Origin of the sequence: Aeromonas sp. 1HA1, from assembly GCF_029237385.1 — a bacterium.
GTDB classification, from domain to species: domain Bacteria; phylum Pseudomonadota; class Gammaproteobacteria; order Enterobacterales; family Aeromonadaceae; genus Aeromonas; species Aeromonas popoffii.
On record NZ_JAACGC010000015.1, the window covers coordinates 12,105 to 32,102 of the forward strand.

Here is a 19,998-nt window from a genome sequence, read left to right on the forward strand (position 1 = left end):
CCAGGGCCCTTTCTTTTTAGCCACTGCTCTGCTCTAATTCAGCCACTGTTTTTTCTGTGAGATCAACCAGATGATTGAGTTTCTGCGACGTATTGCCGCCCATCGACTGGCATGGGGCCTGCTTGCCGCCTCCGCCCTCTTCCTCGAGTTGAGCGCCCTCTTCTTCCAGCACGTGCTGGGTCTGCATCCTTGCGTCATGTGCATCTATGAGCGTATCGCCACTCTGGGGGTCATACTGGCAGGCTTGCTCGGCATGGTAGCGCCGCAGAAGTGGTATGTGCGCTGGAGTGCCCTGCTGCTGTGGGGCTACAGTGCCTTCCGCGGCCTCCAGCTGGCACTGCAGCATGTGAATTACCAGATGAACCCCTCCCCGTTCAACGTCTGCAGTCCCTTTGCTGATTTCCCGAGCTGGGCCCCCCTCGATCAGTGGATCCCCTGGCTGTTCTTCCCGGATGGGGATTGCAGCGAGATCAGCTGGCAGTTCCTGGGCTTTTCCATGCCCCAGTGGCTGGTGGCCATCTTCGCCGCCTACCTGCTGGTCTTCGTAGTGGTCGCCATCGGCAACCTGGTCAAGGGGCGCTGCTGCAGCTGACGGTATCACATAAAAAAGGTCTACTGGCTCTAATGCCAGTCAGTTAAGCCTGACTGGCATTATTTTTATTGGCTTTTTTCACACTGTACGGCTGTGGTCTCGGCTTCACGCTGCGGGGATAACTGCGCTCTCTTCTCTGTGGTCATACGAACTGTACCGCTTGTTTCTCCAGATCTGCCCCTCACCCCGGGATATACCCCGGTAACACATAGGCCATACAGCTCAACTCATGGACAAGGTAGACCGACGCCATGTGAAAACTCAGCTGATTTGCCGTGTATCCCGCCGCCATCTTCGTCATCTGGCTACGTAGCGGGTTGTGCACCAGCAACACATCCCACCAGGCGCTTGATGCTTTTGTCCCCAACCATTTGGCGCGCTTGCAGGAAGGCGCTGGGGGGCGACAACGGGGCTGCACCTGGCAGCATGACTGGCGTGAAGAAAACCGAGAGCCTGTGTAATAGGCATAAAAAATCCGAAACCAATCAACAGGTTTCGGATTTTCACACATCAGAAGAAGCGGTCACTGGCCCCTGAACTGATCCACATTACGACCCGGGTCGCGCTTTGTGTATTGTCTGGCTGCTGCCGCAGGCAGTCAGCCGGGACAGAGCAGGCTCAGCCTGCGTTGCGAGTCGCCACCGCATCGGCCAGCGTACGCAGCAGCACGTCGGTATCGGCCCAGCCAATGCAGGCATCCGTGATGCTCTGACCGACGGTGAGCTCGCACCCATCCACCAGATCCTGGCGCCCTTCCACCAGGTGACTTTCCACCATGACGCCAAATACCGCCTTACTGCCGGCACGCAACTGACCGGCCACGTCCTCGGCCACCACCATCTGGTTCTTGAACTGCTTGCTGCTGTTGGCGTGGCTAAAGTCGATCATCACCTTCTGCGGCAGACCGGCCTTGTCCAATCCCTTCACCACCTCATCAACATGGGCGGAGCTGTAGTTCGGCTCGCGGCCGCCACGCAGAATAATGTGGCAGTCCGGGTTGCCCCGGGTCGCGACAATGGCGGAGTGGCCATACTTGGTGACCGACAGGAAATGGTGTGGCGCGCTGGCGGCGCCGATGGCATCGATGGCTACCTTGATGGTGCCATCCGTGCCGTTCTTGAAGCCCACCGGGCAAGAAAGACCGGAGGCCAGCTCACGGTGCACCTGGGATTCGGTGGTACGGGCACCGATGGCCCCCCAGCTCATCAGATCCGCCACATATTGCGGGGTGATCATGTCGAGGAACTCGGAGGCGGTCGGCAGCCCCATGTCATTGAGATCCAGCAGCAGCTTGCGACCGATGCGCAGACCGTCGTTGATCTGGCAGCTGTTGTTGAGGTAGGGGTCATTGATCAGCCCCTTCCAGCCGACCGTGGTGCGTGGCTTCTCGAAGTAGACCCGCATCACGATTTCCAGCTGACCCTTGAGCTCGTCACGCAAGGTCTTGAGGCGCTTGCCATATTCCAGCGCAGCTACGGGGTCGTGGATGGAGCAGGGACCGATCACCACCAGCAGACGCTGATCGTCACCGGCCAGGATCCGGTGAATAGCCTGGCGGGATTCGAACACGGTAGATGAGGCGGTCTCGGTGGCCGGAAACTTCTCAAGCACCGCAACCGGGGGTAATAACTCTTTGATTTCACTGATACGAACGTCGTCGGTTTGATGCTGCATGACAAGACTTCCTGCTAGATTACTGCGATAAAGAAACCTCAATCTAGCCCGCAGTCGGGACGGTGTAAATAGAAAATTACATTATCTCATCAGGAATTTTCAGATCGTGTCTTGCAAGTTTGCATATTACTGCTAGCGCTCAGGGGCAAGTGTGCTGAGCAGAGCAACAATGGGGCAGTCACAAGCGGGGCAGAGATGAAAAGGCCCGCACCAAGGCGGGCCCAACAGGGTCACATGGCCTGACTGACGCTGGCCAATTTGTCGAAGTAGTCCGGGAAGGTCTTGGAAGTACAGCCCGGATCATTGATGGTGACGGCGGTATCTGACAGCGCCACCAGCGAGAAGCACATGGCGATACGGTGATCGTTGTAGGTATCGATCTCGGCGTGCTTGAGCTGGGTCGGCGGGGTCACGGTGATGAAGTCATGTCCCTCCTCCACCTCCACACCCAGCTTGCGCAGCTCGGTCGCCATGGCGTGCAGACGATCGGTCTCCTTCACCCGCCAGTTGTAGATATTGCGAATGGAGGTGGGCCCCTCGGCAAACAGCGCGGCAACGGCAATGGTCATGGCCGCATCGGGAATATGGTTCATGTCCATATCCACCCCGTGCAGCGGTGCCTGCTCCGCCTCAATGAAGTCGTCGCCCCAGGTGATGCGCGCGCCCATCTTCTCCAGCACATCGGCGAAGTGAATGTCGCCCTGAATGCTGTGCTTGCCGATGCCCGTCACGCGCACCTTGCCCTTGATGGCGCCGGCTGCAAGGAAGTAGGAAGCGCTGGAGGCATCCCCTTCCACCAGAAAATCACCCGGGCTGATGTAGGTCTGGTTGCCCTTGATGTAGAACAGCTTGTAGTTGTCGTGCTCAATCACCACCCCGAACTGCTTCATGATGTGCAGGGTGATGTCGATGTAGGGCTTGGAGACCAGCTCCCCCTTGATGTGGATGCGGGTGTCACCGGCCGCCATGGGCGCCGCCATCAAAAACGCCGTCAAAAACTGGCTGGAGACGGAGCCATCGACGTGCACGTCACCGCCCCACAAGCCCTTGGCGTCCACCACCAGCGGTGGGTAGCCGTCTTTTTTCAGGTACTGGATATGGGCACCCGCTTCGCGCAGGGCATCCACCAGATGGCCGATGGGGCGCTCTTCCATGCGCGGCTCGCCGCCCAGGGTGTATTCGCCGGAGCCGAGACACAGCGCAGCGCAGAGCGGACGCATCGCGGTGCCGGCGTTGCCGAGGAACAGATTGACTGGTTCCTTCACCGCGAAGCTGCGGCCCAGACCGTGCACAGTGCACGCTGTCTTGTCGGCGGAGAGCTTGTACTTGACCCCGAGCTGGGTCAGTGCCGCCAGCATGTGACGTATGTCATCGCTGTCGAGCAGGTTGGTCAGCCGGGTAGTGCCGCGGGCCAGGGCCGCCAGCAGCAGGGCCCGGTTGGACACGCTCTTGGAGCCGGGCAGATTGACCTCACCGGCCACACGAGAAATGGGTTCCAAACGCAACGAATTCATAGACTTCCTGTACTGTCTCAAATAATTCACCTGACCGGACGTTAGCAGCCCGCGCCTTGCTCGGCAAGACCGCTCACTGCACAAAAGTGGGCCAGACTCGCGGTCGATCAGGATCCACTGAAAAAACAGACGCCGGGGAGTCCCCGGCGTCTGTCATGGGGGAAAAACGCCTCAGCCGTGACGTTTGGCAAAGCCATCCATAAAGCTCACCAGGGCCTTGACCCCTTCCAGCGGCATGGCGTTGTAGAGGCTGGCTCGCATGCCACCGACGATACGGTGCCCTTTCAGTGCCAACAGACCGGCCGCTTCCGACTCGGCCAGGAACTGCTTGTCCAGGGCATCTTTCTTGAGCTGGAACGGGATATTCATGCGGGAGCGGCAGCTGGCATCCACCTTGTTGCCATAGAAGCTGGACTGGTCGAGATAGCCGTAGAGGAAATCGGCTTTTTCCTTGTTGCGCGCCTCCATCGCCTCGAGCCCGCCCTGTTCTTTCAGCCACTCGAACACCAGACCGGCCAGATACCAGGCGTAGGTGGGCGGCGTATTGAACATGGAGTCGTGCTTGGCGGTGAGCTGGTAGTCAAAAATCGAGGGCACGTCGGCTCTCGCCTGGTTCAGCAGGTCGTCACGTACGATGGCGATAGCCAGCCCTGACGGGCCTATGTTCTTCTGGGCACCGGCGTAGATAACACCAAAACGGCTCACATCCATGGGACGGGAGAGAATGGTGGAGGAGAGATCCGCCACCAATGGCACATCGCCGGTGGCCGGGATGTCAAACATCTCTATGCCATCGATGGTTTCGTTCGGGCAGTAGTGCACAAAGGCCGCATCGGCGCGAAACGCCGGGGTCGGCAGCAGATGGGAGATCCCCTGCGCATTCTTGGCAACCCCCGGGAAGGTCTGGATGTCACCGTACTTGTGGGCTTCATCCACGGCGCTCTGGGCCCAGACACCGGTCAGCAGATAATCGGCCTTTTTGTTGGCGCCACCCAGCAGGTTCATGGGCACGGCGGAAAACTGGCCGCGACCACCACCGTGCATGAAGAGCACCTTGTAGTTGTCCGGCACCGCCAGCAAGTCGCGCAGGTCAGCTTCGGCCTTCTCGGCGACCGCCATATAGGGCTTGCCGCGATGGGAGAGCTCCATGACCGAGGCTCCCAGCCCCTGAAAATTACAAAATTCGCGCTGGGCGCGCTCCATGACTTCAACCGGCAACATGGCGGGGCCGGCGCAGAAGTTGTAAATCTGTTTGCTCATGACGCTTTCCGTGAGTGGATGAGAGTAATCGATGACGTGTCTGGTTTTACACAAGAGCCGCCCCAGGATCAAAGGCTTTTTGGGCGCTGGCTCAAGCTTTTATCGCCCGGGTCAAGTCGGGCTGCCATCGAAAAAGCCCTGAACAGGTCAGGGCTTGCAGGGAACATGCATGGAAATGGGGGGCAGACCGCATCAATGGCAGGTAAGGCCTCTTTTCAACAAATTCACAGCTTGGCGGTGAGCTCGGGCAGCAGGGTGAACAGATCCCCCACCAGACCGTAGTCAGCCACCTGAAAGATGGGGGCCTCGCTGTCCTTGTTGATGGCCACTATCACCTTCGACTCTTTCATGCCCGCCAGATGCTGAATGGCCCCCGAAATGCCAACCGCGATATAGAGTTCAGGCGCGACCACCTTGCCGGTCTGACCCACCTGCAGATCGTTGGCCACATAACCCGCATCCACCGCCGCCCGCGACGCCCCGACCGCGCCGCCCAGCTTGTCGGCCAGCGCCTCGATAAGGGCAAACTGCGCCTTGGAGCCAAGCGCCCGTCCGCCGGAGACCACCACCCGCGCCGCCGCAAGCTCGGGCCGGGCGGATCGCACGGCGCACCGCTCGACCAGCCGGATCCGGCAGGCCACATCGGCCACCGGCAGCCGCTCGACAGCAGCCTGCCCAGCCCCGACCTCGGCCTTGGCAAAGGCGGTCGGCCGGATGGTGAGCACCTTGATGGGAGCACTGCTCGCCACCCGGGCAACGGCATTGCCCGCGTAGATGGGACGCAGGAAGGTATCGCCGCTCTCTATACCAGTCACCTCGGAGAGCATCTCCACCCCGAGCCTGGCCGCGACCCGTGGCAGCAGATCCTTGCCCTGGGTGCTGGCCGCCATCAGACAGTGCTGATAGTCACGTGCAATGTGGGCGAGCAGCGGATCAACCCCGTCGTTCAGCCGTTCCGCCAGTATGGGATGCTCGGCCAGCAGCACCCTGTTCACCCCTTGCAGACAAGCGGCCTGTTCGCCCGCCTCGGTCAGCCCCTGACCCAGCAGCAACAGATGCACCTCGCCGCCAAGCTGGCCTGCCGCCGTGACCAGCTGGGCCACGTTGTCGGCAAGCCTGCCCTGATGATGTTCCGCAATAACCAGTACGCTCATGGCAGCACCCTATCGTTAGTAACGCTTTCCATCGCGCCAGCCCTCATACCAACCTGGGGCAGGCACGCACTATGTTTCACCATCATCAATGCGCTCATGGCAGTACCTTGGCTTCGTGCTTGAGTTTGTCCAGCAGCTCGTCCACCGAGCCGACCCGGATGCCGGCACGACGCCCCGGCGGTGCCATCACACCAAGCAGCCGGGTATGGCCGGCCGGTTCGACGCCGAGGGTCGTGAAGGGGGCACTCTCGAGCGGCTTGCGCTTGGCCTTCATGATGTTGGGGAGCGATGCAAAGCGAGGTTCGTTCAGGCGCAGATCCACCGTCACCACGGCAGGCAACGGCATACCGAGGGTCTCCAGGCCACCGTCGATCTCGCGGGTCACCTGCAACTCCCCCTCCACCAGCTTGATGGCGGAGGCGAAGGTAGCCAGCGGCCAATCGGTGAGGGCTGAGAGCATCTGGCCCACCTGGTTGTTGTCAGAATCGATGGACTGCTTGCCAAGCAGCACCAGATCCGGCCGCTCCTGCTCACACACCTGTTGCAGGGCGCGCGCCACGGTAAGCGGAGTAAGGGTCTCATCGATCACATAATGGCGGGCCCGATCCGCCCCCAGCGCCAGGGCATGGCGCAACTGCTCGACCGCAGCCTCCGGTCCGAAGGTCACCACCACCAGCTCGGTCGCGATGCCGGCTTCACGTAGCCTCACCCCCTCCTCCACCGCAATTTCACAAAACGGGTTGATCCCCATCTTCACATTGGCGAGCTCCACGTCGGAGCCATCGCTCTTGACCCGGATCTTGACGTTGTAATCCAGTACCCGCTTGATCGCGACCAGCAGCTTCATGACGCGCATCCCTCGCTTCGGTTGAGTGAATCCATTGACGAGCCCTCACATTTTTTTGCTTACAATTGCTTTACGTTTACGTAAACTACCAGCACTACCCTAGGCCAAGTCAAGCGCAGAGGCAAGATGGAACGCGAAGCAATGGAATTTGATGTCGTCATCGTCGGTGGCGGCCCGGCAGGCCTCAGTGCCGCCATCGCCCTGAAGCAGCACAATGCCGATCTCTCGGTCTGTCTGCTGGAAAAGGGAGCGGAAGTCGGCGCCCATCTGCTCTCCGGTGCCCTGTTTGATCCCGTCGCCCTCAAGGAGCTGTTGCCGGACAGCTGGCAGCAGGCGCCCCTTGGCATACCCGTTAACGATGATCAGGTGCATCTGTTACAAAACGAGCGGCGCGCCCTGCAACTGCCCCATTGGGCTGTGCCGCCGCGCATGCACAACGATGGCAGCCATATCCTCAGCCTGGGCAACCTCTGCCGCTGGCTCGGTCAACAGGCCGAGCAGCTGGGAGTCGAAATATACCCGGGTTTTACCGCAAGCAAGCTCATCATGGAAGCGGGACGGGTGAGAGGTGTGATCACCGGCGATCTCGGGCTGGACAGAGCTGGCAATCCCAAGGCGGATCACGTGCCCGGCATGGCGCTCTATGGCCGCTACACCCTGTTTGCCGAAGGGGCCCGCGGCCATCTGGGCAAGCAGTTGATCGCCGAGTTCAATCTGGAAAACAGCGCCCAGCCGCAGCACTATGCTATCGGCTTCAAGGAGCTCTGGCAGGTGCCCGCAGAGCAGGCCAAGCCGGGTCTGGTGCTCCATGGCAGCGGCTGGCCACTGGTCGAGCGCCGAGCCAGCAAGAGCCAGGGCGGCTTCTACCTCTATCACATGGAAGGCAATCAGGTGACGGTCGGGCTCATTGTCGATCTTAACTACAGCAACCCCTGGCTCAGCCCGTTCGACGAGTTCCAGCGCCTCAAGCACCATCCACTCATCGCGCAGACCCTGCAGGGCGGCGAGCGCATCAGCTACGGCGCCCGCGCCATTACCAAGGGCGGCTGGCACTCCCTGCCGCGCATGCACTTTCCCGGTGGGCTGCTGATCGGCTGCGATGCCGGCACCCTGGACTTTTCCCGCATCAAGGGCATTCACACCGCCATGAAATCGGGCATGCTGGCGGCGAAAACCGTCGCCATGAGTCTGCGCGGTGGCGATGAGGGGGGGCAGGATCTGGCCGAGTACAGCGATGCGTTGCAACAGAGCTGGCTGGGGCAGGAGCTGAAGAGTGCCCGCAACTTCGGCGCAGCCCTGCATCGCTGGGGCCCCTTGCTTGGCGGCGCCTTCAACTGGCTGGAGCAACGGCTGCCTCGGTCTCTGCTCTCCCAGCGGGGATCCCCTTTTACCCTGCTGGACAGGGAGCCGGACTACCGTCAACTGCGCATGGCCAGCCGCTGCGATCCCATCGATTATCCCAAGCCCGATGGCAAACTCAGCTTTGACAAGCCCTCCTCCGTCTATCTGGCCAACACCAGTCACGATGAGGATCAACCCTGCCACCTCACGTTGCAGGACGCGAGTATCCCGGTGACGGTCAACCTGCCCACCTGGGCCGAGCCCGCCCAGCGTTACTGCCCGGCCGGGGTGTTCGAGATAGTGGAAAGCGAACGCCAGCCTTACTTGCAGATCAACGCAGCCAACTGCATTCACTGCAAGACCTGTGACATCAAGGATCCCAGCCAGAACATCATCTGGACGCCACCGCAAGGAGGGTCCGGACCCAACTATCCCAATATGTGACGGGCTGCCCATACAGACCAGCGGCGACATCAAGGATACACAATTCCAGAACATCGTCTGGACGCCACCGCAAGGAGGGTCCGGACCCAACTATCCCACTAAGGTCTATCCCCCCAGACGGGCACTCGGCGCAATGCGACAGTCAACAGGCTGTCACTTTCACGGCCAGATCCGCTGATCCGACCTCGCTGTTTTTTTGAGCGAACAGGCTGAACCTCGGATGAATAGGCCCTGACAAGCACGCCCCGCCCCTGTATAGTTCGCCGCATTCAGGTTTTCCATCGGCCCGTTTTGCTTATCCACGGGATCGCTTTCTATGCGATCTAGGCCGCATGACCTGTGCAACCATCCCTGATTACCCATGACTTTTTAAGGGGGGACAGATGATCACCGCCTACATTCTCAATAACAAGGTACTGGACATCATCACGCTCGGGCCTGACGACATAGTGCCTGACAACACCGTCTGGCTGGATGCCTATAAGCCGGACACGGCAGAGCGAGAATGGTTGACGGGCCTGTTTCTGGAAGAGGTCCCCGACAAGGAAGAGCTGGACGACATCGAAGCATCCGCCCGTTTCTACTGGGATACCGATGGTCTGCACATTCACTCCCTGTTCCCCCAGCGGATCGGCCGTGACACCAAGGGTGTCCACGTCTCTTTTACCCTGCGCAACAACCTGCTGATCAGCATCCGCGAGGATGACATCGGGCTGGTGCGCCTGCTGCGTCACTATATGCGCCAGGAGAGGCTGGAGGTGGAGGATGCCCTCGACATCCTGCTGGAGGTGCAAAACCTCAAGGTGGAATACCTCTCGGATCTCATCGAAGACGGTTACAAAACCCTGGAGAACACCGCCGATCAGATCTTCGAGCCGGATCAGATCAACCCCATGCTGAAAGAGTTGATGGCGCAGGAAGAGGCCAACGGCCAGATCCGTCTCTCTCTGCACGATACCCGCCGCGCCCTGCGGTTTCTCAAGCGCAGCCTGCGCCAGCGCATGAGCCTTGAGCAGAACAAGTGGATCGACGAGATGCTGCACGACGTGGAGTCCCTCTTGCCCCACACCCAGTTCCTGTTTGACAAGATCAACTTCCAGCTGGAGGCCTCCATGGGGGTCACCAATCTGGAGCAGAACAAGGTGATCAAGATCTTCTCGGTTGCCGCCGTGATCTTCCTGCCGCCGACCCTGATCGCCAGTATCTACGGCATGAACTTCGGTCGCATGCCGGAGCTCGCCTGGGAGTATGGCTATCCCATGTCGTTGGTGTTGATGGTGATGTCATCGCTCGGTACCGGCCTCTTCTTCAAGCGCCGAGGCTGGCTGTAAACACCGCCAGACAGTGCGATAACAAGAGACGATGAATTGGGGGGCATTGGCCCCCGATTAATTCCTGTCCCCCCGGCACGCCTTGCAAAGGGCCCCAGCCTGCCCCATATCCTCTTCATCATTTGCACAACCCAAGCGGATAACGGGCGACCATGACCCTCTACCCCGAACACAGATATGACGATCACGGCCAGCTGCGCCCTCCCCTCTGGTTTTGGCCCATCGCCCTCTTGCTAACCCGCTCGGTCTGGCTGTTTCTGATGGCCGGCGTCACCCGCGAGAGCGGCAGCGAGATCCTGACCCTCTTCTATCCGGACAAGATCAGCCTCTACATCAGCCTGCTGACCGACGTACCCGCCATGCTGGCGCTGCTCGCCTTTGGCGGCACCTATCAGCAGACTGACAGCGTACGGGCCTGGCTCAGACGCCACAGCCGCGGCCTCTTGCTCTGCTCCACCATCAGCGGCCTGGTGATGCAACTACACAGCCTCAACCTGCAGAAATGGTCGTTCAGCTGGCCTACCGCCCTGGTGCTGATCGGCAGCCTCTGGGCACTCTGGTACCTGCTGCGCAGCCGCCAGATCCGCGAATACGCAGCCGATCAACCCCACTGATCACGCTGGGGTCACTCATTGACGAGTGACCCGGATCTGCAGGGTCTGGCGATCGCTCTGGCTGCTGCGGCCCCCCTGCAACTGAGTGCCCAGGCGGCTTCCTTGCTGGGCTGAACTGGTGGATAGTTCCCCCACCGTCAGCCACTGGCCTGGGGCCCCGCTCACCTCGGTGGCACTCTGCCCCGTGCTGACAGTGCCCTGATCCAGCCTCGCCTGCTCGCTGCTCAGCGCAATCTGCACCCGCTCGCCAATCAGGGTGGCGGTGGCATAGAGGCCGTTGATGAGCGGCATCAGAACCACCACCTGACCGCCGCGCCACTGATAGAAGGTGACCGGCTGGTAGGAGCCCATCTGCAGTAACACGGGCCGCCCCGACAGGCCGCGCACCTGCCAGCTGTCGTTCTGGCGACGCTGGTATTGGCGGGCATCGCCTTCCAGCAGCCACTGCCGTTTGGCCGCATCACGACCGATCCCCGCCTCCATCTGCTGGCCGCTTGCGGCGCCATCCACCCGCCATTCGATAAGCAGGCTCTGGGGCGGCTGGTTGAGTTTGGCCAGGGTCGCTTCGGCCTCTTGCAACTGGGCCACACTGCCGCTCAGCACCAGCTGGTTGCCCATGGCACTCACCCCGAGATCCGGGTAGATCTCCTTGAGGGTCTGCACCATGGCCTCGGCCTCGAATACCGGGATCACCTTGACCTCGGCCCGCAGCGGCAGACACCAGAGCCCGCACAGCAACAAGATCCCGCTCCAACGCCACTTTTTCATCTCTCTCTCCTGTCCGGGGACCCGGCTCACAGTCTCTGCCAGTCTGGCTATCACCATCATGATCCATCTGCCTCACTTTTCAATGACGTAGCCCCCACAAGCGATGGCGACATGGACCAGAGCCCCCCCCTTGACAGCCTGCGAGCCAAAAGGACCGAGATAGATCGAATAACACAAATAAAAATGATTACCATTTGTTGTCACGAAAAAGTCGCTCGGATACAATTCGGTCTCATTTTTTCGAGCCACCTGCTGATGAAGCCTGTTACCGCCACTCCCCCCCCTGCCATCATCCATCTGGCGATGCTGATCAATATGCTCTCCATGGGCAGCATGATGATGGTGATGCCCCTTGGGCCGGATCTGGTCATCAGCCTCGGCATGCAACCGGAGCAGACCGGTTATTTCAGCGGCGGTGCCACCCTGGGCGCGGCCCTGATGGGGCTCATTGCTGCCCCCTGGCTCGATCGCGTCAACCGCAAACCCGCCCTGCTGGTGCTGCTGACCCTGCGCTTCTTGCTGCTGATGGCCTGTGCCTTGGTCCAGCACAGCCAGCAGCTGTTGATACTGTTCATTCTGTCGGGCTGCGTGGCCGGGCCCCTCTCCGCCATCCTGATGGCCGCCGTGCTGGATCTGGTACCAACCGCCGAACGGGGCCGCCGCCTCGCTTATGTTGGTATGGCCTTCTCGCTGGCTGCCATCCTGATAGTGCCCATCGCCCTGGTGCTGTCCCAATGGCTCGGCTGGCAGAGCCCCTTCCTGCTGTTTGGCGCTGGCGGCCTGCTGCTGGCCCTGCTCTGCGCCCTGCTGCTGCCCTCCCTGCCGGTCACCCGCTATCCCCACGGCAGCGGGCTGCGCCAGCTGCTGGGATCGCCACTATGCCAGGGCGCCCTACTCATTCTCTGCTTACAGATGTTCGGTCACTTCCTGCTGATCCCGCACTTTGCCAACTACTTCCAGTTCAACCTCGCCTTCCCCCGCGAGCAGATCGCCGCGCTCTACCTGTTTGGCGGTCTTGCCAGCATGGCGACTATGCGTGTGTGCGGCAGCTGGATAGATCAAGGCCGGGCGCTGGCCGCCATTCTGATCACCAGCCTGTTGCTGGCCCTGATCACCTTGCTCGGCTTCGCCGCCCCCGTTGGCGTGCCCATATACCTGCTGTTTACCCTCTTCATGGCGCTGAGCTCGGCCCGCTCCAGCACCACCCTGGCCATCACGGCGGCCATTCCGGCTCCCCATCAGCGCGCCGCCTTCATGTCCTTCCAGGGCACGGTGACCAACGTGGCGGCCGGGCTAGGCAGCCTGCTCTCGGCAAGGTATCTCGTCTCGGACAGCACGGGTGCCCTGCACGGCTTTGCTGGGCTCGCCTGGATCAATATTGGCTGTGGCCTGCTGGCCTGCGGCGGTGTCTGGCGCTTGCTCAAGGGGCTGGCGCAGACAAGGAATAACAATAACCCCGCGTCTGGTACCGCCAGACAGGGAAGTCAGTGAGCTACCGGCCCCAGAGCCGGACCCCATAACCTCTGTTTATTCATGGAGTTTTGACAATGCAGTTGCAGCATGGCGTATATCGTTTGAACCCGATTCTGCTCTCCCTCGGCCTGTTTGCCTTGCCGGGCCTGGCCCAGGCAGAATCGGTCAAAGCCAACGAGACCATGGTGGTCACCGCCACCCAGACCCAGCACACCGAGCTGTCCGCCCCAGCCAGCGTCTTCGTGGTGACCCGTGCAGATCTGGACAGGATGAACGTCAACAACATCGGCGATGCCCTCAGGCGCGTACCTGGCGTCAACATCATTGCCACCAACCCCACTGGCCGCAACGAGATCAAGATCCGCGGCTTGGGGGGGGACTACACACTGCTGCTGATCAACGGCAAGCGGGTCAACGCCCGCGAAACCCTGGGCAGCGCCTACGGCAATGACTTCGACCTGAGTTCCATCCCCATGGCCGCCATCGAGCGCATCGAGGTGATCCGGGGCCCCGTCTCCTCCCTGTACGGTGCCGATGCGCTGGGTGGCGTGGTCAACGTGATCCTGCGCCAGGCCAGGGAGAAGACAGAAGCGGCCTTCGGCTACACCCACACCATGCCCACCAAGGGCGACGGTGGCGATGCCAACCAGGGCAGCGCCTTTGTCTCCGGAGCCCTCATCGACAACAAGCTGCTCGGCAGTGTGGTGGTGGAAGGCTATCAGCGTGACCGCTGGCACAGTGATCAGTCCAACAACCCGGATGCCGATGCGCTGGAAAAACGGGAAGTGGTCAACGTGCTCTCCAGCCTGAAGTGGCTGGTCAGTGACAATCAGGATATCGATTTCGATCTGGGCTACAACCAGAACGACATGGACAGCTACTTCAACAATGTGCCCCGTGCCCCGACGGCGCCAGCGACTCCGCATAACGTGCAAAAGCTCGAACGCCTGAGCCTGGGTGTGACCCACAACGGCCATTGGCAGCACGTTGATAGCCGTGCCCGCTACTACTTCGAACAGACGGATCTGATGGATGACTCCCAGCTCAATGGCGGCGCCGCCGATGTCACCCAGACCAACCACACGGTCGATGGTCAGCTGAGCGGCTATCTGGGGGATCACCTGCTGACCTCGGGCGCCGAACTGCGCAACACCGAGCTGGAGCACAGCCGCAGCATCACCAACGGCAGCGTGGATGCGAGCCAGAGCGCCCTCTATCTGCAGGACGAATTCAGCCTGGGGGATCTGGCGCTGACCCTGAGCGGCCGCCTCGACCACCATGAAACCTATGGCAACGAGTTCAGCCCGCGCGCCTATGCCCTCTACAAGCTGAGCGACGAGTGGGTGATCAAGGGGGGCGCCGGCAAGGCGTTCAAGGCACCGACCCTGGCCCAGTCCAGCGAAGGCTTCGCCACCACGGCCTGCCGTGGCGCCTGCAAGGTGGTCGGCAACCCGAACCTGCAACCGGAAACCGCCGTCAGCTATGAGCTGGGCACCGCCTACGAGAGCGAGCGTTTCGGCGCAGGGGTGACTGGCTTCCACAACGACATCGAGGACTTGATCCAGAGCGATCAGTGGGGCCCGGGCTACCGTCCGAGCGTCATGACCTACCTCAACGTCAAGAAGGCGCGAGTGAAAGGGCTGGAGCTGACCGGCTGGGTCGATGTGCGAGACGACGTCAAGCTGACCGGTAACTGGAGCCTGCTGGATTCCGAAGACAAGAGCACGGGTGACGATCTGACCAAAACCCCGGATCACACCGGCAACCTCAGCCTGGATTGGCAAGCCACCGAGATCGTCAGCACGCACCTAGCCTGGCAATACGTGGGCAGTCAGTTCATCAAGGTGCCGATGCACAACTCCGAGGCGTTAAAGTCCAAGCACTATCAGACTCTGGATCTCAACACCAACTGGACAGTCACGCCAGCGCTCGACTTCAAACTCGGCATCACCAATCTGACCAGCACCCAGCGTGACCAGGTCGCCACCGACGCCGACTTCATTCTGGAAGGTCGCACCGTCTATGCAGGGGTGAATTACAAGCTGTAATCCTCCGTTCGGGAGCCCTGCCGACAGGGCTCCCTTTTTCCGTTTTTATCGCCTCGACAATAAGGAGTATCCGGGTGCTCAGACACCAAACACAGCTGTTCTGGCTGGGAGTTGTTCTCCTGTTCATGCTGATCTGTCTGTCACTGGCCACGGGGGCCGGTGTCTATGGTGGCCGCGAAGTCGCCGGATTTTTGCTGGGCGATCCCGCCCTCATGGCCGACCAAAAGCTCGCCATGATCATTCATACCCTGCGTCTGCCCCGCACCCTGTGTGCACTGGTGGTGGGCGTCTGTCTTGCGCTGGCGGCCTCCATGCTGCAAAGTGCTACCCGCAATCCGCTGGCCGAGCCCGGCCTGCTCGGCGTCAACGCCGGCGCCGTCTTCGCCCTGGTGATAGGGCTGACCTATTTCGGGGTCGAATCGGCCTACGGTTATCTGCTCTGGTCCGGCATGGGTGCCCTGCTTGGCAACCTCATCGTGCTGGGCCTCGGCCTGATGGTGGGCCGTTCCAACCCGCTCAAACTCATCCTGGTGGGGGTCGCCCTCTCCGCCACCTTTGGCGGCCTCTCCAACTTCCTGCTGCTCTCCAACAAGGTGGTGCTGGAGCAGTTCCGCTTCTGGAACCTGGGATCACTGGCGGCCTCGGATCTCGACGCCGTGCTGACCGTGGTGCCCTTTGCCCTGGCCGGTCTGCTGCTGACCCTGGCGCTCTGCCGCCAGCTCACCCTGATGCAGATGGGAGACAACCAGGCACAGGCCCTCGGCATACGACCGACCCGGGTGCGGATCGGCGTGCTGCTGGCCGCCACCCTGTTTACCGCCTGCGCCATCGCCATTGCCGGCCCCATCGGCTTCGTCGGCTTTCTGGCCGCCTACTGCGCCCGCCTGGTGGAGCCGGTGCGCCTCGCCATCCAGGTGCGTTTTTCCGCCCTGTTTGGCGTGCTGTTCCTGCTCGGCGCCGACATCCTGGCCCGCTGGCTGATCCAGCCGTTCGAGCTGCCCAACGGGGTGATCCTGGCGCTGATCGGCGCCCCTGTGCTCATCATGGTGGTGCGCAGCGGCGGCTTCCGCTCCCTGCTGGCCGTCAAATAAGGTCACTCTGCCTCATGAACAATTCAATGAACACATCGCTGAACGCTTCCCTTCCCTCTGGCACCCTCTGCCTGCGCCTCGGCAGCCGTACCCTGTTGCTGCACCGCCGCGCCTGGCTTATCACGCTGGGGCTGCTGGTGGTCCTGGTGCTGCTCTCCCTGCTGGCGCTGACCCTGGGCTCAAGCAAGCTCACCATGCTGGGGGTAGTAAAGACCCTGCTTGGCGAGGGGAGCCGGCTTGATGAGGTGACCGTCTTCAAGATCCGGCTGCCACGCATCGTCGCCGTGCTGGTGGCAGGCGCCGCCATGGGCCTCTCCGGCTGTCTGGTGCAGACCCTCATTCGCAATCGTCTCGCCACCCCGGACATGATAGGGGTGAACGAGGGCGCATCGCTCACCATCATCGTTTTCTCCCTCTACCTCACCCTCGGCAGCTGGCCCTGGTGGGCCGCGCCGCTCGGCGCCCTGTTTGCCGCCGCCGTGCTCTACGCCCTGTGCAACAAACCGGGAGAGCAGGGCTATCTGTTCGTGGTGATCGGCATCGGCGTCTCCGAGCTGATGAACGCCATCGGCCAGTTCGTGATGTCTACCCAATCGCTGGTGCACCTCACCAGCCTCTACCTGTGGAACATGGGCAACTTTGTCGGCCAGGGCTACAACACTGTCGTGCCAGTGGGGATCCTGATCCTGCTGGTCTGCCCCTGGATCATTTATCTCTCCCGTGCCCTCGGTGTGCTGCGTCTGGGCCCTGTCACCGCCCAGAGCCTGGGGGTGAACGTCAACCGGGTGCAACTCGGCGTGCTGGCCCAAGCCATCGTGGTGGCGGCCCTTGGCACCGCCATCGGCGGCCCCGTGGTATTCATCGCCATGGCCGCCCCCATACTCGCCTCCTGGATGAGCCGGGATCGCATTGTGCCGCTGTGGATTGCCGCCCTGTGCGGCGCCCTGCTGCTGCTGGCGAGCGATACCCTGGTGCGGGTGCTGGCCAGCCCCCATGAGGTCGCCACCGGCATCATGACCCGTATTCTTGGCGGCATACTGCTGCTGTTTATTCTGATCAAAGACAGACAGAGAACCGACTGATGACCCTCACCCTAAATCGCCTCCACTTCGGCTATCAGCAAAAACCCGTCTTCAACGACATCTCCTTCACCATTCCCAAGGGCAAGCTGGTTGGCATCGTCGGCCCCAATGGCGGTGGCAAATCCACCCTGATCAAGCTGCTGGCAGGCCAGGAGCAGCCCCAATCCGGTGAGATACTGCTCAAGGGCAAACCGCTGGAGAGTTACGGCATGAAGGCGCTGGCCCGGGAGCTCGCCTACCTGCCCCAGCGCCCCCTGGTGCCCGCCGGCATTCAGGTCGAACAGCTGGTGCAGTACGGCCGCCATCCCCATCAGGGCTGGTTCAATCAGTGGAGTGAAGAGGATGCTCGCATGGTGCGCTGGGCCTGTGAGCGGATGCAGCTTGGCGACATCTTGGCGCAGAGCGCCAGCTCCCTCTCCGGCGGCCAGGCCCAGCGGGTGTGGCTCGCCATGGTACTGGCCCAGGACGCGGACATTATCTTGCTGGATGAGCCCACCAGCGCGCTGGACATAGGCCACCAGACGGAGGTGATGGAGGCCATCCACCAAATCACCGCCGAGGGCAAGACGGTGCTCATCGTCATTCACGATCTCGCCACCGCCGCCCGCTACTGCGACGAGCTGATTGCCATCGGTGAGGGCAAGATCCAGGCCATGGGCCCGGCTCGCGAGGTGGTGACCAAGCCGCTCATCGACCGCCTCTACCAGACAGACGTGGACATACTGCATGCCCCCGGCGATGGCGCTCCCATCATAGTGCCGCGCCGCCGCCCGCAGGCGTTTGCCATGCAGCGGCAGGCCTGAGCGCAGGACCAAAAACCCGCCTTGATGGCGGTTTTTGACTGGCGCCGTGAACGGGATGATGAGTCCTGTCACCGCTCACAGCAGCAGGGTCGTGAGCACGCCCCCCGGCAATCGCTGCCAGTGCAGGGTGCAGTGCCAACCGGCGGACAGCTCCGGGGTCAGCGCACTTTTGAGTTCGAAAGTGAGGGTCTGCTCCGTCATGGTCAGCCAGCGGGCATCGAGAAAGTCGAAGTAACGCCCCACCCTGGGGTAGAGCGCCTTGAACAGGCTCTCCTTGGCTGAGAACACCAGGGTCAATCCTCGGGCCGGGCCGAGCGGACAGTGCTGCAGCCTCGCCCATTCCATGTGATCCACAATGCCGGGCCAGAGCTCGCACGCCTGCTCGTCTTCCAGCCAGGCCTCCAGATCCAGCCCCATCCCTGCCTGGCCGGGGCGTACTGCGCACAAGGCCATACCCCGCCCCTGCAGCAGGCTGTGGCTGATGCTGCCCTCAAACCCCAGAGGCCAGCGCGGCTCGCGGGCCGCCCCGATGGCGACCACATGATCAGCCAACCCAAAGCTGTGCAGGGCCTGGCGCGCCGCCAGCCGGCCAGCCAGAAACTCCCCCAGCCGCTTGGGCACCGCTCGCTGCAAACTGTCAGGCAGCAGGATCCCGGCCTGCTCATAGCAGGCCGGGGTGAAGGCGGCAGGATCGAAGCAGACTCGCTGCAGCGGAAGTTCAGCAACACCGGGCAGCGGCAGGCTGTCGGCATGCAGGATAAAGCGGCCTGGGGATGTGGCAGCCAGGGAAGCGATTGACATCGAAAAGGCCCTTGGTTCGAGAGCGGCCATGATAGCAAATCGCCCCTCCCAAACGCCACAAACGCAAATGTCAACTTTTATCATTTGAATTTGTGATAAGATAAGTCCGCCCGTTTGGGACCCGGTTTTTCGCTGATTTCACCAAGAAGGATGTAACGATGAAGATCTCCTCCCCCCTGGCCACCGCGCTCATACTCGCCAGCCTGGTCGGTTTTCAGGCCGAGGCCAACACCGAAACCCGTCAGGTGACCGATGCCAATGGCAAGACCCAGATCGTGCCCGCCCAACCCAAGCGGGTCGTGGTGCTGAGCGAAATCGATCTGGATACAGCCCTGACCCTGGGGCTGCAGCCGGTCGGCACCGTCAACGGGCGCGGTCAGGGCACACTGCCCCGCTACCTGCTGAACAAGGCGGGCGAGCATATCGCCGTGGTCGGCGATCTGGACAACCCCAATCTGGAGCGGCTGATCGATCTGGAGCCGGACCTCATCCTGACCGGCCAGACCAAACCCGAGCTGCTGACTCTGCTGCAAGAGATAGCCCCCACCGTCGTCACCGGCAACTGGGGCGACTCCTGGAAGGAGATCTTCAATCGCAGCGCCCACGTGCTGAACCGGGACACCGAGGGCAAGGCCTTCCTCGCCCAGTATGACGCCCGCCTGAAGGAGGCACGCAGCAAGCTTGCCAAGCATCAGGGCGAGCGCCTGAGCATAGTGCGCTGGAACCCGAAGGGCCCGAGTTACATGCACAGCGGCACCTTCGCCAGCAGCGTGGTGGAAGAGATGGGGCTGACCCGTCCCACTCACCAGATCGGCGACAAGACCCCCCACTCCCCGGCCCTGAGTCTGGAGTCCCTCAACCTGCTGGACGGTGACTGGCTGGTGATCGGCACCCTGAGCGCCAGCGGCGATGCGGTGGATGCCATGAAGCAGGCCGAGCAGACCCCCGCCTTCCGGCAACTGAACGCCATCAAGGGCAAGCGCTTTGACGCCGTGGACGGATCGCTGTGGACCTCCACCGGCGGCCCCCAGGCTGCCCTCAAGGTGATCGATGATGTCGAGCAGCTGCTCGCCAAACCGGACGCGGCCCCCATCACCCAATAAGCCCCTGCGCCAACTGCGCTCCTGTGGCAAATAAAGAAGCCCGCATCCTGCGGGCTTC

17 protein-coding genes and 1 pseudogene are annotated in these 19,998 nt (G+C 61.7%); 10 read left to right on the forward strand and 8 right to left on the reverse strand.

The window, feature by feature from the left end; translation table 11 throughout:
• Positions 1-70: 70 nt before the first annotated feature.
• Positions 71-592: a disulfide bond formation protein DsbB gene (gene dsbB, locus GWQ22_RS07185; protein WP_108537662.1), complete on the forward strand. Its 522-nt coding sequence runs from the start codon at positions 71-73 to the stop codon at positions 590-592.
• Between the two features lie 43 nt (positions 593-635).
• Here the strand turns inward: dsbB and GWQ22_RS07190 are convergent.
• The 6 genes and pseudogenes from GWQ22_RS07190 to GWQ22_RS07215 all read right to left on the reverse strand — a co-directional run.
• Positions 636-932 (reverse strand): annotated as a pseudogene (locus tag GWQ22_RS07190) (IS4 family transposase); the annotation flags it as partial.
• Between the two features lie 278 nt (positions 933-1,210).
• A complete protein-coding gene (gene aroG / locus GWQ22_RS07195) occupies positions 1,211-2,266 on the reverse strand; it encodes a 3-deoxy-7-phosphoheptulonate synthase AroG (protein WP_275929874.1) in 1,056 nt (351 codons plus the stop codon).
• A 230-nt stretch (positions 2,267-2,496) separates the two neighbouring features.
• Positions 2,497-3,780 carry a 3-phosphoshikimate 1-carboxyvinyltransferase gene (gene aroA / locus GWQ22_RS07200; protein ID WP_042034886.1) on the reverse strand — a complete coding sequence of 428 codons (1,284 nt, stop codon included), beginning with the start codon at positions 3,778-3,780 and terminating at the stop codon, positions 2,497-2,499.
• A gap of 171 nt (positions 3,781-3,951) precedes the next feature.
• A complete protein-coding gene (gene serC / locus GWQ22_RS07205; RefSeq protein WP_275929875.1) occupies positions 3,952-5,040 on the reverse strand; it encodes a 3-phosphoserine/phosphohydroxythreonine transaminase in 1,089 nt (362 codons plus the stop codon).
• Positions 5,041-5,264: 224 nt separating this feature from the next.
• Positions 5,265-6,194 (reverse strand): FAD-binding protein, encoded by a 930-nt coding sequence (locus tag GWQ22_RS07210; RefSeq protein WP_042034889.1) that lies wholly within the window; start codon positions 6,192-6,194, stop codon positions 5,265-5,267.
• 94 nt (positions 6,195-6,288) lie between these two features.
• Positions 6,289-7,041 (reverse strand): electron transfer flavoprotein subunit beta/FixA family protein, encoded by a 753-nt coding sequence (locus GWQ22_RS07215; protein WP_275929876.1) that lies wholly within the window; start codon positions 7,039-7,041, stop codon positions 6,289-6,291.
• Between the two features lie 126 nt (positions 7,042-7,167).
• Here GWQ22_RS07215 and GWQ22_RS07220 point away from each other — a divergent pair, with 126 nt between their 5' ends.
• From GWQ22_RS07220 to GWQ22_RS07230, 3 genes are all read left to right on the forward strand, one after another.
• Positions 7,168-8,826: an electron transfer flavoprotein-ubiquinone oxidoreductase gene (locus tag GWQ22_RS07220; protein WP_275929877.1), complete on the forward strand. Its 1,659-nt coding sequence runs from the start codon at positions 7,168-7,170 to the stop codon at positions 8,824-8,826.
• 383 nt (positions 8,827-9,209) lie between these two features.
• The gene (gene corA, locus GWQ22_RS07225) at positions 9,210-10,157 is read left to right on the forward strand and encodes a magnesium/cobalt transporter CorA (protein WP_275929878.1); all 948 of its coding nucleotides are present in this window, start codon (positions 9,210-9,212) and stop codon (positions 10,155-10,157) included.
• A 152-nt stretch (positions 10,158-10,309) separates the two neighbouring features.
• Positions 10,310-10,771 carry a DUF2919 domain-containing protein gene (locus GWQ22_RS07230; protein ID WP_021139146.1) on the forward strand — a complete coding sequence of 154 codons (462 nt, stop codon included), beginning with the start codon at positions 10,310-10,312 and terminating at the stop codon, positions 10,769-10,771.
• Between the two features lie 15 nt (positions 10,772-10,786).
• Here the strand turns inward: GWQ22_RS07230 and GWQ22_RS07235 are convergent, their stop codons facing one another.
• A complete protein-coding gene (locus GWQ22_RS07235) occupies positions 10,787-11,539 on the reverse strand; it encodes a hypothetical protein (protein WP_275929879.1) in 753 nt (250 codons plus the stop codon).
• A gap of 255 nt (positions 11,540-11,794) precedes the next feature.
• Here GWQ22_RS07235 and GWQ22_RS07240 point away from each other — a divergent pair, with 255 nt between their 5' ends.
• The 5 genes from GWQ22_RS07240 to GWQ22_RS07260 all read left to right on the forward strand — a co-directional run bounded on the left by GWQ22_RS07240 (position 11,795) and on the right by GWQ22_RS07260 (position 18,036).
• On the forward strand, positions 11,795-13,030 hold the full coding sequence (locus GWQ22_RS07240) for a siderophore amonabactin export MFS transporter (RefSeq protein WP_275929880.1): 1,236 nt from the start codon (positions 11,795-11,797) through the stop codon (positions 13,028-13,030).
• Positions 13,031-13,086: 56 nt separating this feature from the next.
• A complete protein-coding gene (locus GWQ22_RS07245; protein WP_275929881.1) occupies positions 13,087-15,060 on the forward strand; it encodes a siderophore amonabactin TonB-dependent receptor in 1,974 nt (657 codons plus the stop codon).
• Between the two features lie 74 nt (positions 15,061-15,134).
• Complete coding sequence (locus GWQ22_RS07250) at positions 15,135-16,151, forward strand: amonabactin ABC transporter permease subunit 2 (RefSeq protein WP_042034899.1); 1,017 nt, start codon at positions 15,135-15,137, stop codon at positions 16,149-16,151.
• A gap of 14 nt (positions 16,152-16,165) precedes the next feature.
• Positions 16,166-17,233 (forward strand): amonabactin ABC transporter permease subunit 1, encoded by a 1,068-nt coding sequence (locus GWQ22_RS07255; protein WP_275929882.1) that lies wholly within the window; start codon positions 16,166-16,168, stop codon positions 17,231-17,233.
• Positions 17,233-18,036 carry an amonabactin ABC transporter ATP-binding protein gene (locus GWQ22_RS07260; protein WP_275929883.1) on the forward strand — a complete coding sequence of 268 codons (804 nt, stop codon included), beginning with the start codon at positions 17,233-17,235 and terminating at the stop codon, positions 18,034-18,036. Before GWQ22_RS07255 ends, GWQ22_RS07260 begins: the two co-directional genes overlap by 1 nt.
• A gap of 75 nt (positions 18,037-18,111) precedes the next feature.
• Here GWQ22_RS07260 and amoD read toward each other — a convergent pair whose 3' ends face one another.
• Positions 18,112-18,837 carry an amonabactin biosynthesis phosphopantetheinyl transferase AmoD gene (amoD, locus tag GWQ22_RS07265; protein WP_275929884.1) on the reverse strand — a complete coding sequence of 242 codons (726 nt, stop codon included), beginning with the start codon at positions 18,835-18,837 and terminating at the stop codon, positions 18,112-18,114.
• A 158-nt stretch (positions 18,838-18,995) separates the two neighbouring features.
• On the opposite strand from amoD, the gene GWQ22_RS07270 reads away from it, so the two are divergent.
• A complete protein-coding gene (locus tag GWQ22_RS07270) occupies positions 18,996-19,940 on the forward strand; it encodes an amonabactin ABC transporter substrate-binding protein (protein ID WP_275929885.1) in 945 nt (314 codons plus the stop codon).
• Positions 19,941-19,998 lie beyond the last annotated feature (58 nt).

What these genes read in the sequence shown, in the direction of transcription:
- dsbB (WP_108537662.1), top strand. Translation starts at nt 71, where the DNA reads ATGATTGAGTTTCTGCGACGTATTGCCGCCCATCGACTGGCATGGGGC.
- aroG (WP_275929874.1), bottom strand. Translation starts at nt 2,266, where the DNA reads ATGCAGCATCAAACCGACGACGTTCGTATCAGTGAAATCAAAGAGTTA.
- aroA (WP_042034886.1), bottom strand. Translation starts at nt 3,780, where the DNA reads ATGAATTCGTTGCGTTTGGAACCCATTTCTCGTGTGGCCGGTGAGGTC.
- serC (WP_275929875.1), bottom strand. Translation starts at nt 5,040, where the DNA reads ATGAGCAAACAGATTTACAACTTCTGCGCCGGCCCCGCCATGTTGCCG.
- GWQ22_RS07210 (WP_042034889.1), bottom strand. Translation starts at nt 6,194, where the DNA reads ATGAGCGTACTGGTTATTGCGGAACATCATCAGGGCAGGCTTGCCGAC.
- GWQ22_RS07215 (WP_275929876.1), bottom strand. Translation starts at nt 7,041, where the DNA reads ATGAAGCTGCTGGTCGCGATCAAGCGGGTACTGGATTACAACGTCAAG.
- GWQ22_RS07220 (WP_275929877.1), top strand. Translation starts at nt 7,168, where the DNA reads ATGGAACGCGAAGCAATGGAATTTGATGTCGTCATCGTCGGTGGCGGC.
- corA (WP_275929878.1), top strand. Translation starts at nt 9,210, where the DNA reads ATGATCACCGCCTACATTCTCAATAACAAGGTACTGGACATCATCACG.
- GWQ22_RS07230 (WP_021139146.1), top strand. Translation starts at nt 10,310, where the DNA reads ATGACCCTCTACCCCGAACACAGATATGACGATCACGGCCAGCTGCGC.
- GWQ22_RS07235 (WP_275929879.1), bottom strand. Translation starts at nt 11,539, where the DNA reads ATGAAAAAGTGGCGTTGGAGCGGGATCTTGTTGCTGTGCGGGCTCTGG.
- GWQ22_RS07240 (WP_275929880.1), top strand. Translation starts at nt 11,795, where the DNA reads ATGAAGCCTGTTACCGCCACTCCCCCCCCTGCCATCATCCATCTGGCG.
- GWQ22_RS07245 (WP_275929881.1), top strand. Translation starts at nt 13,087, where the DNA reads ATGCAGTTGCAGCATGGCGTATATCGTTTGAACCCGATTCTGCTCTCC.
- GWQ22_RS07255 (WP_275929882.1), top strand. Translation starts at nt 16,166, where the DNA reads ATGAACAATTCAATGAACACATCGCTGAACGCTTCCCTTCCCTCTGGC.
- GWQ22_RS07260 (WP_275929883.1), top strand. Translation starts at nt 17,233, where the DNA reads ATGACCCTCACCCTAAATCGCCTCCACTTCGGCTATCAGCAAAAACCC.
- amoD (WP_275929884.1), bottom strand. Translation starts at nt 18,837, where the DNA reads ATGTCAATCGCTTCCCTGGCTGCCACATCCCCAGGCCGCTTTATCCTG.
- GWQ22_RS07270 (WP_275929885.1), top strand. Translation starts at nt 18,996, where the DNA reads ATGAAGATCTCCTCCCCCCTGGCCACCGCGCTCATACTCGCCAGCCTG.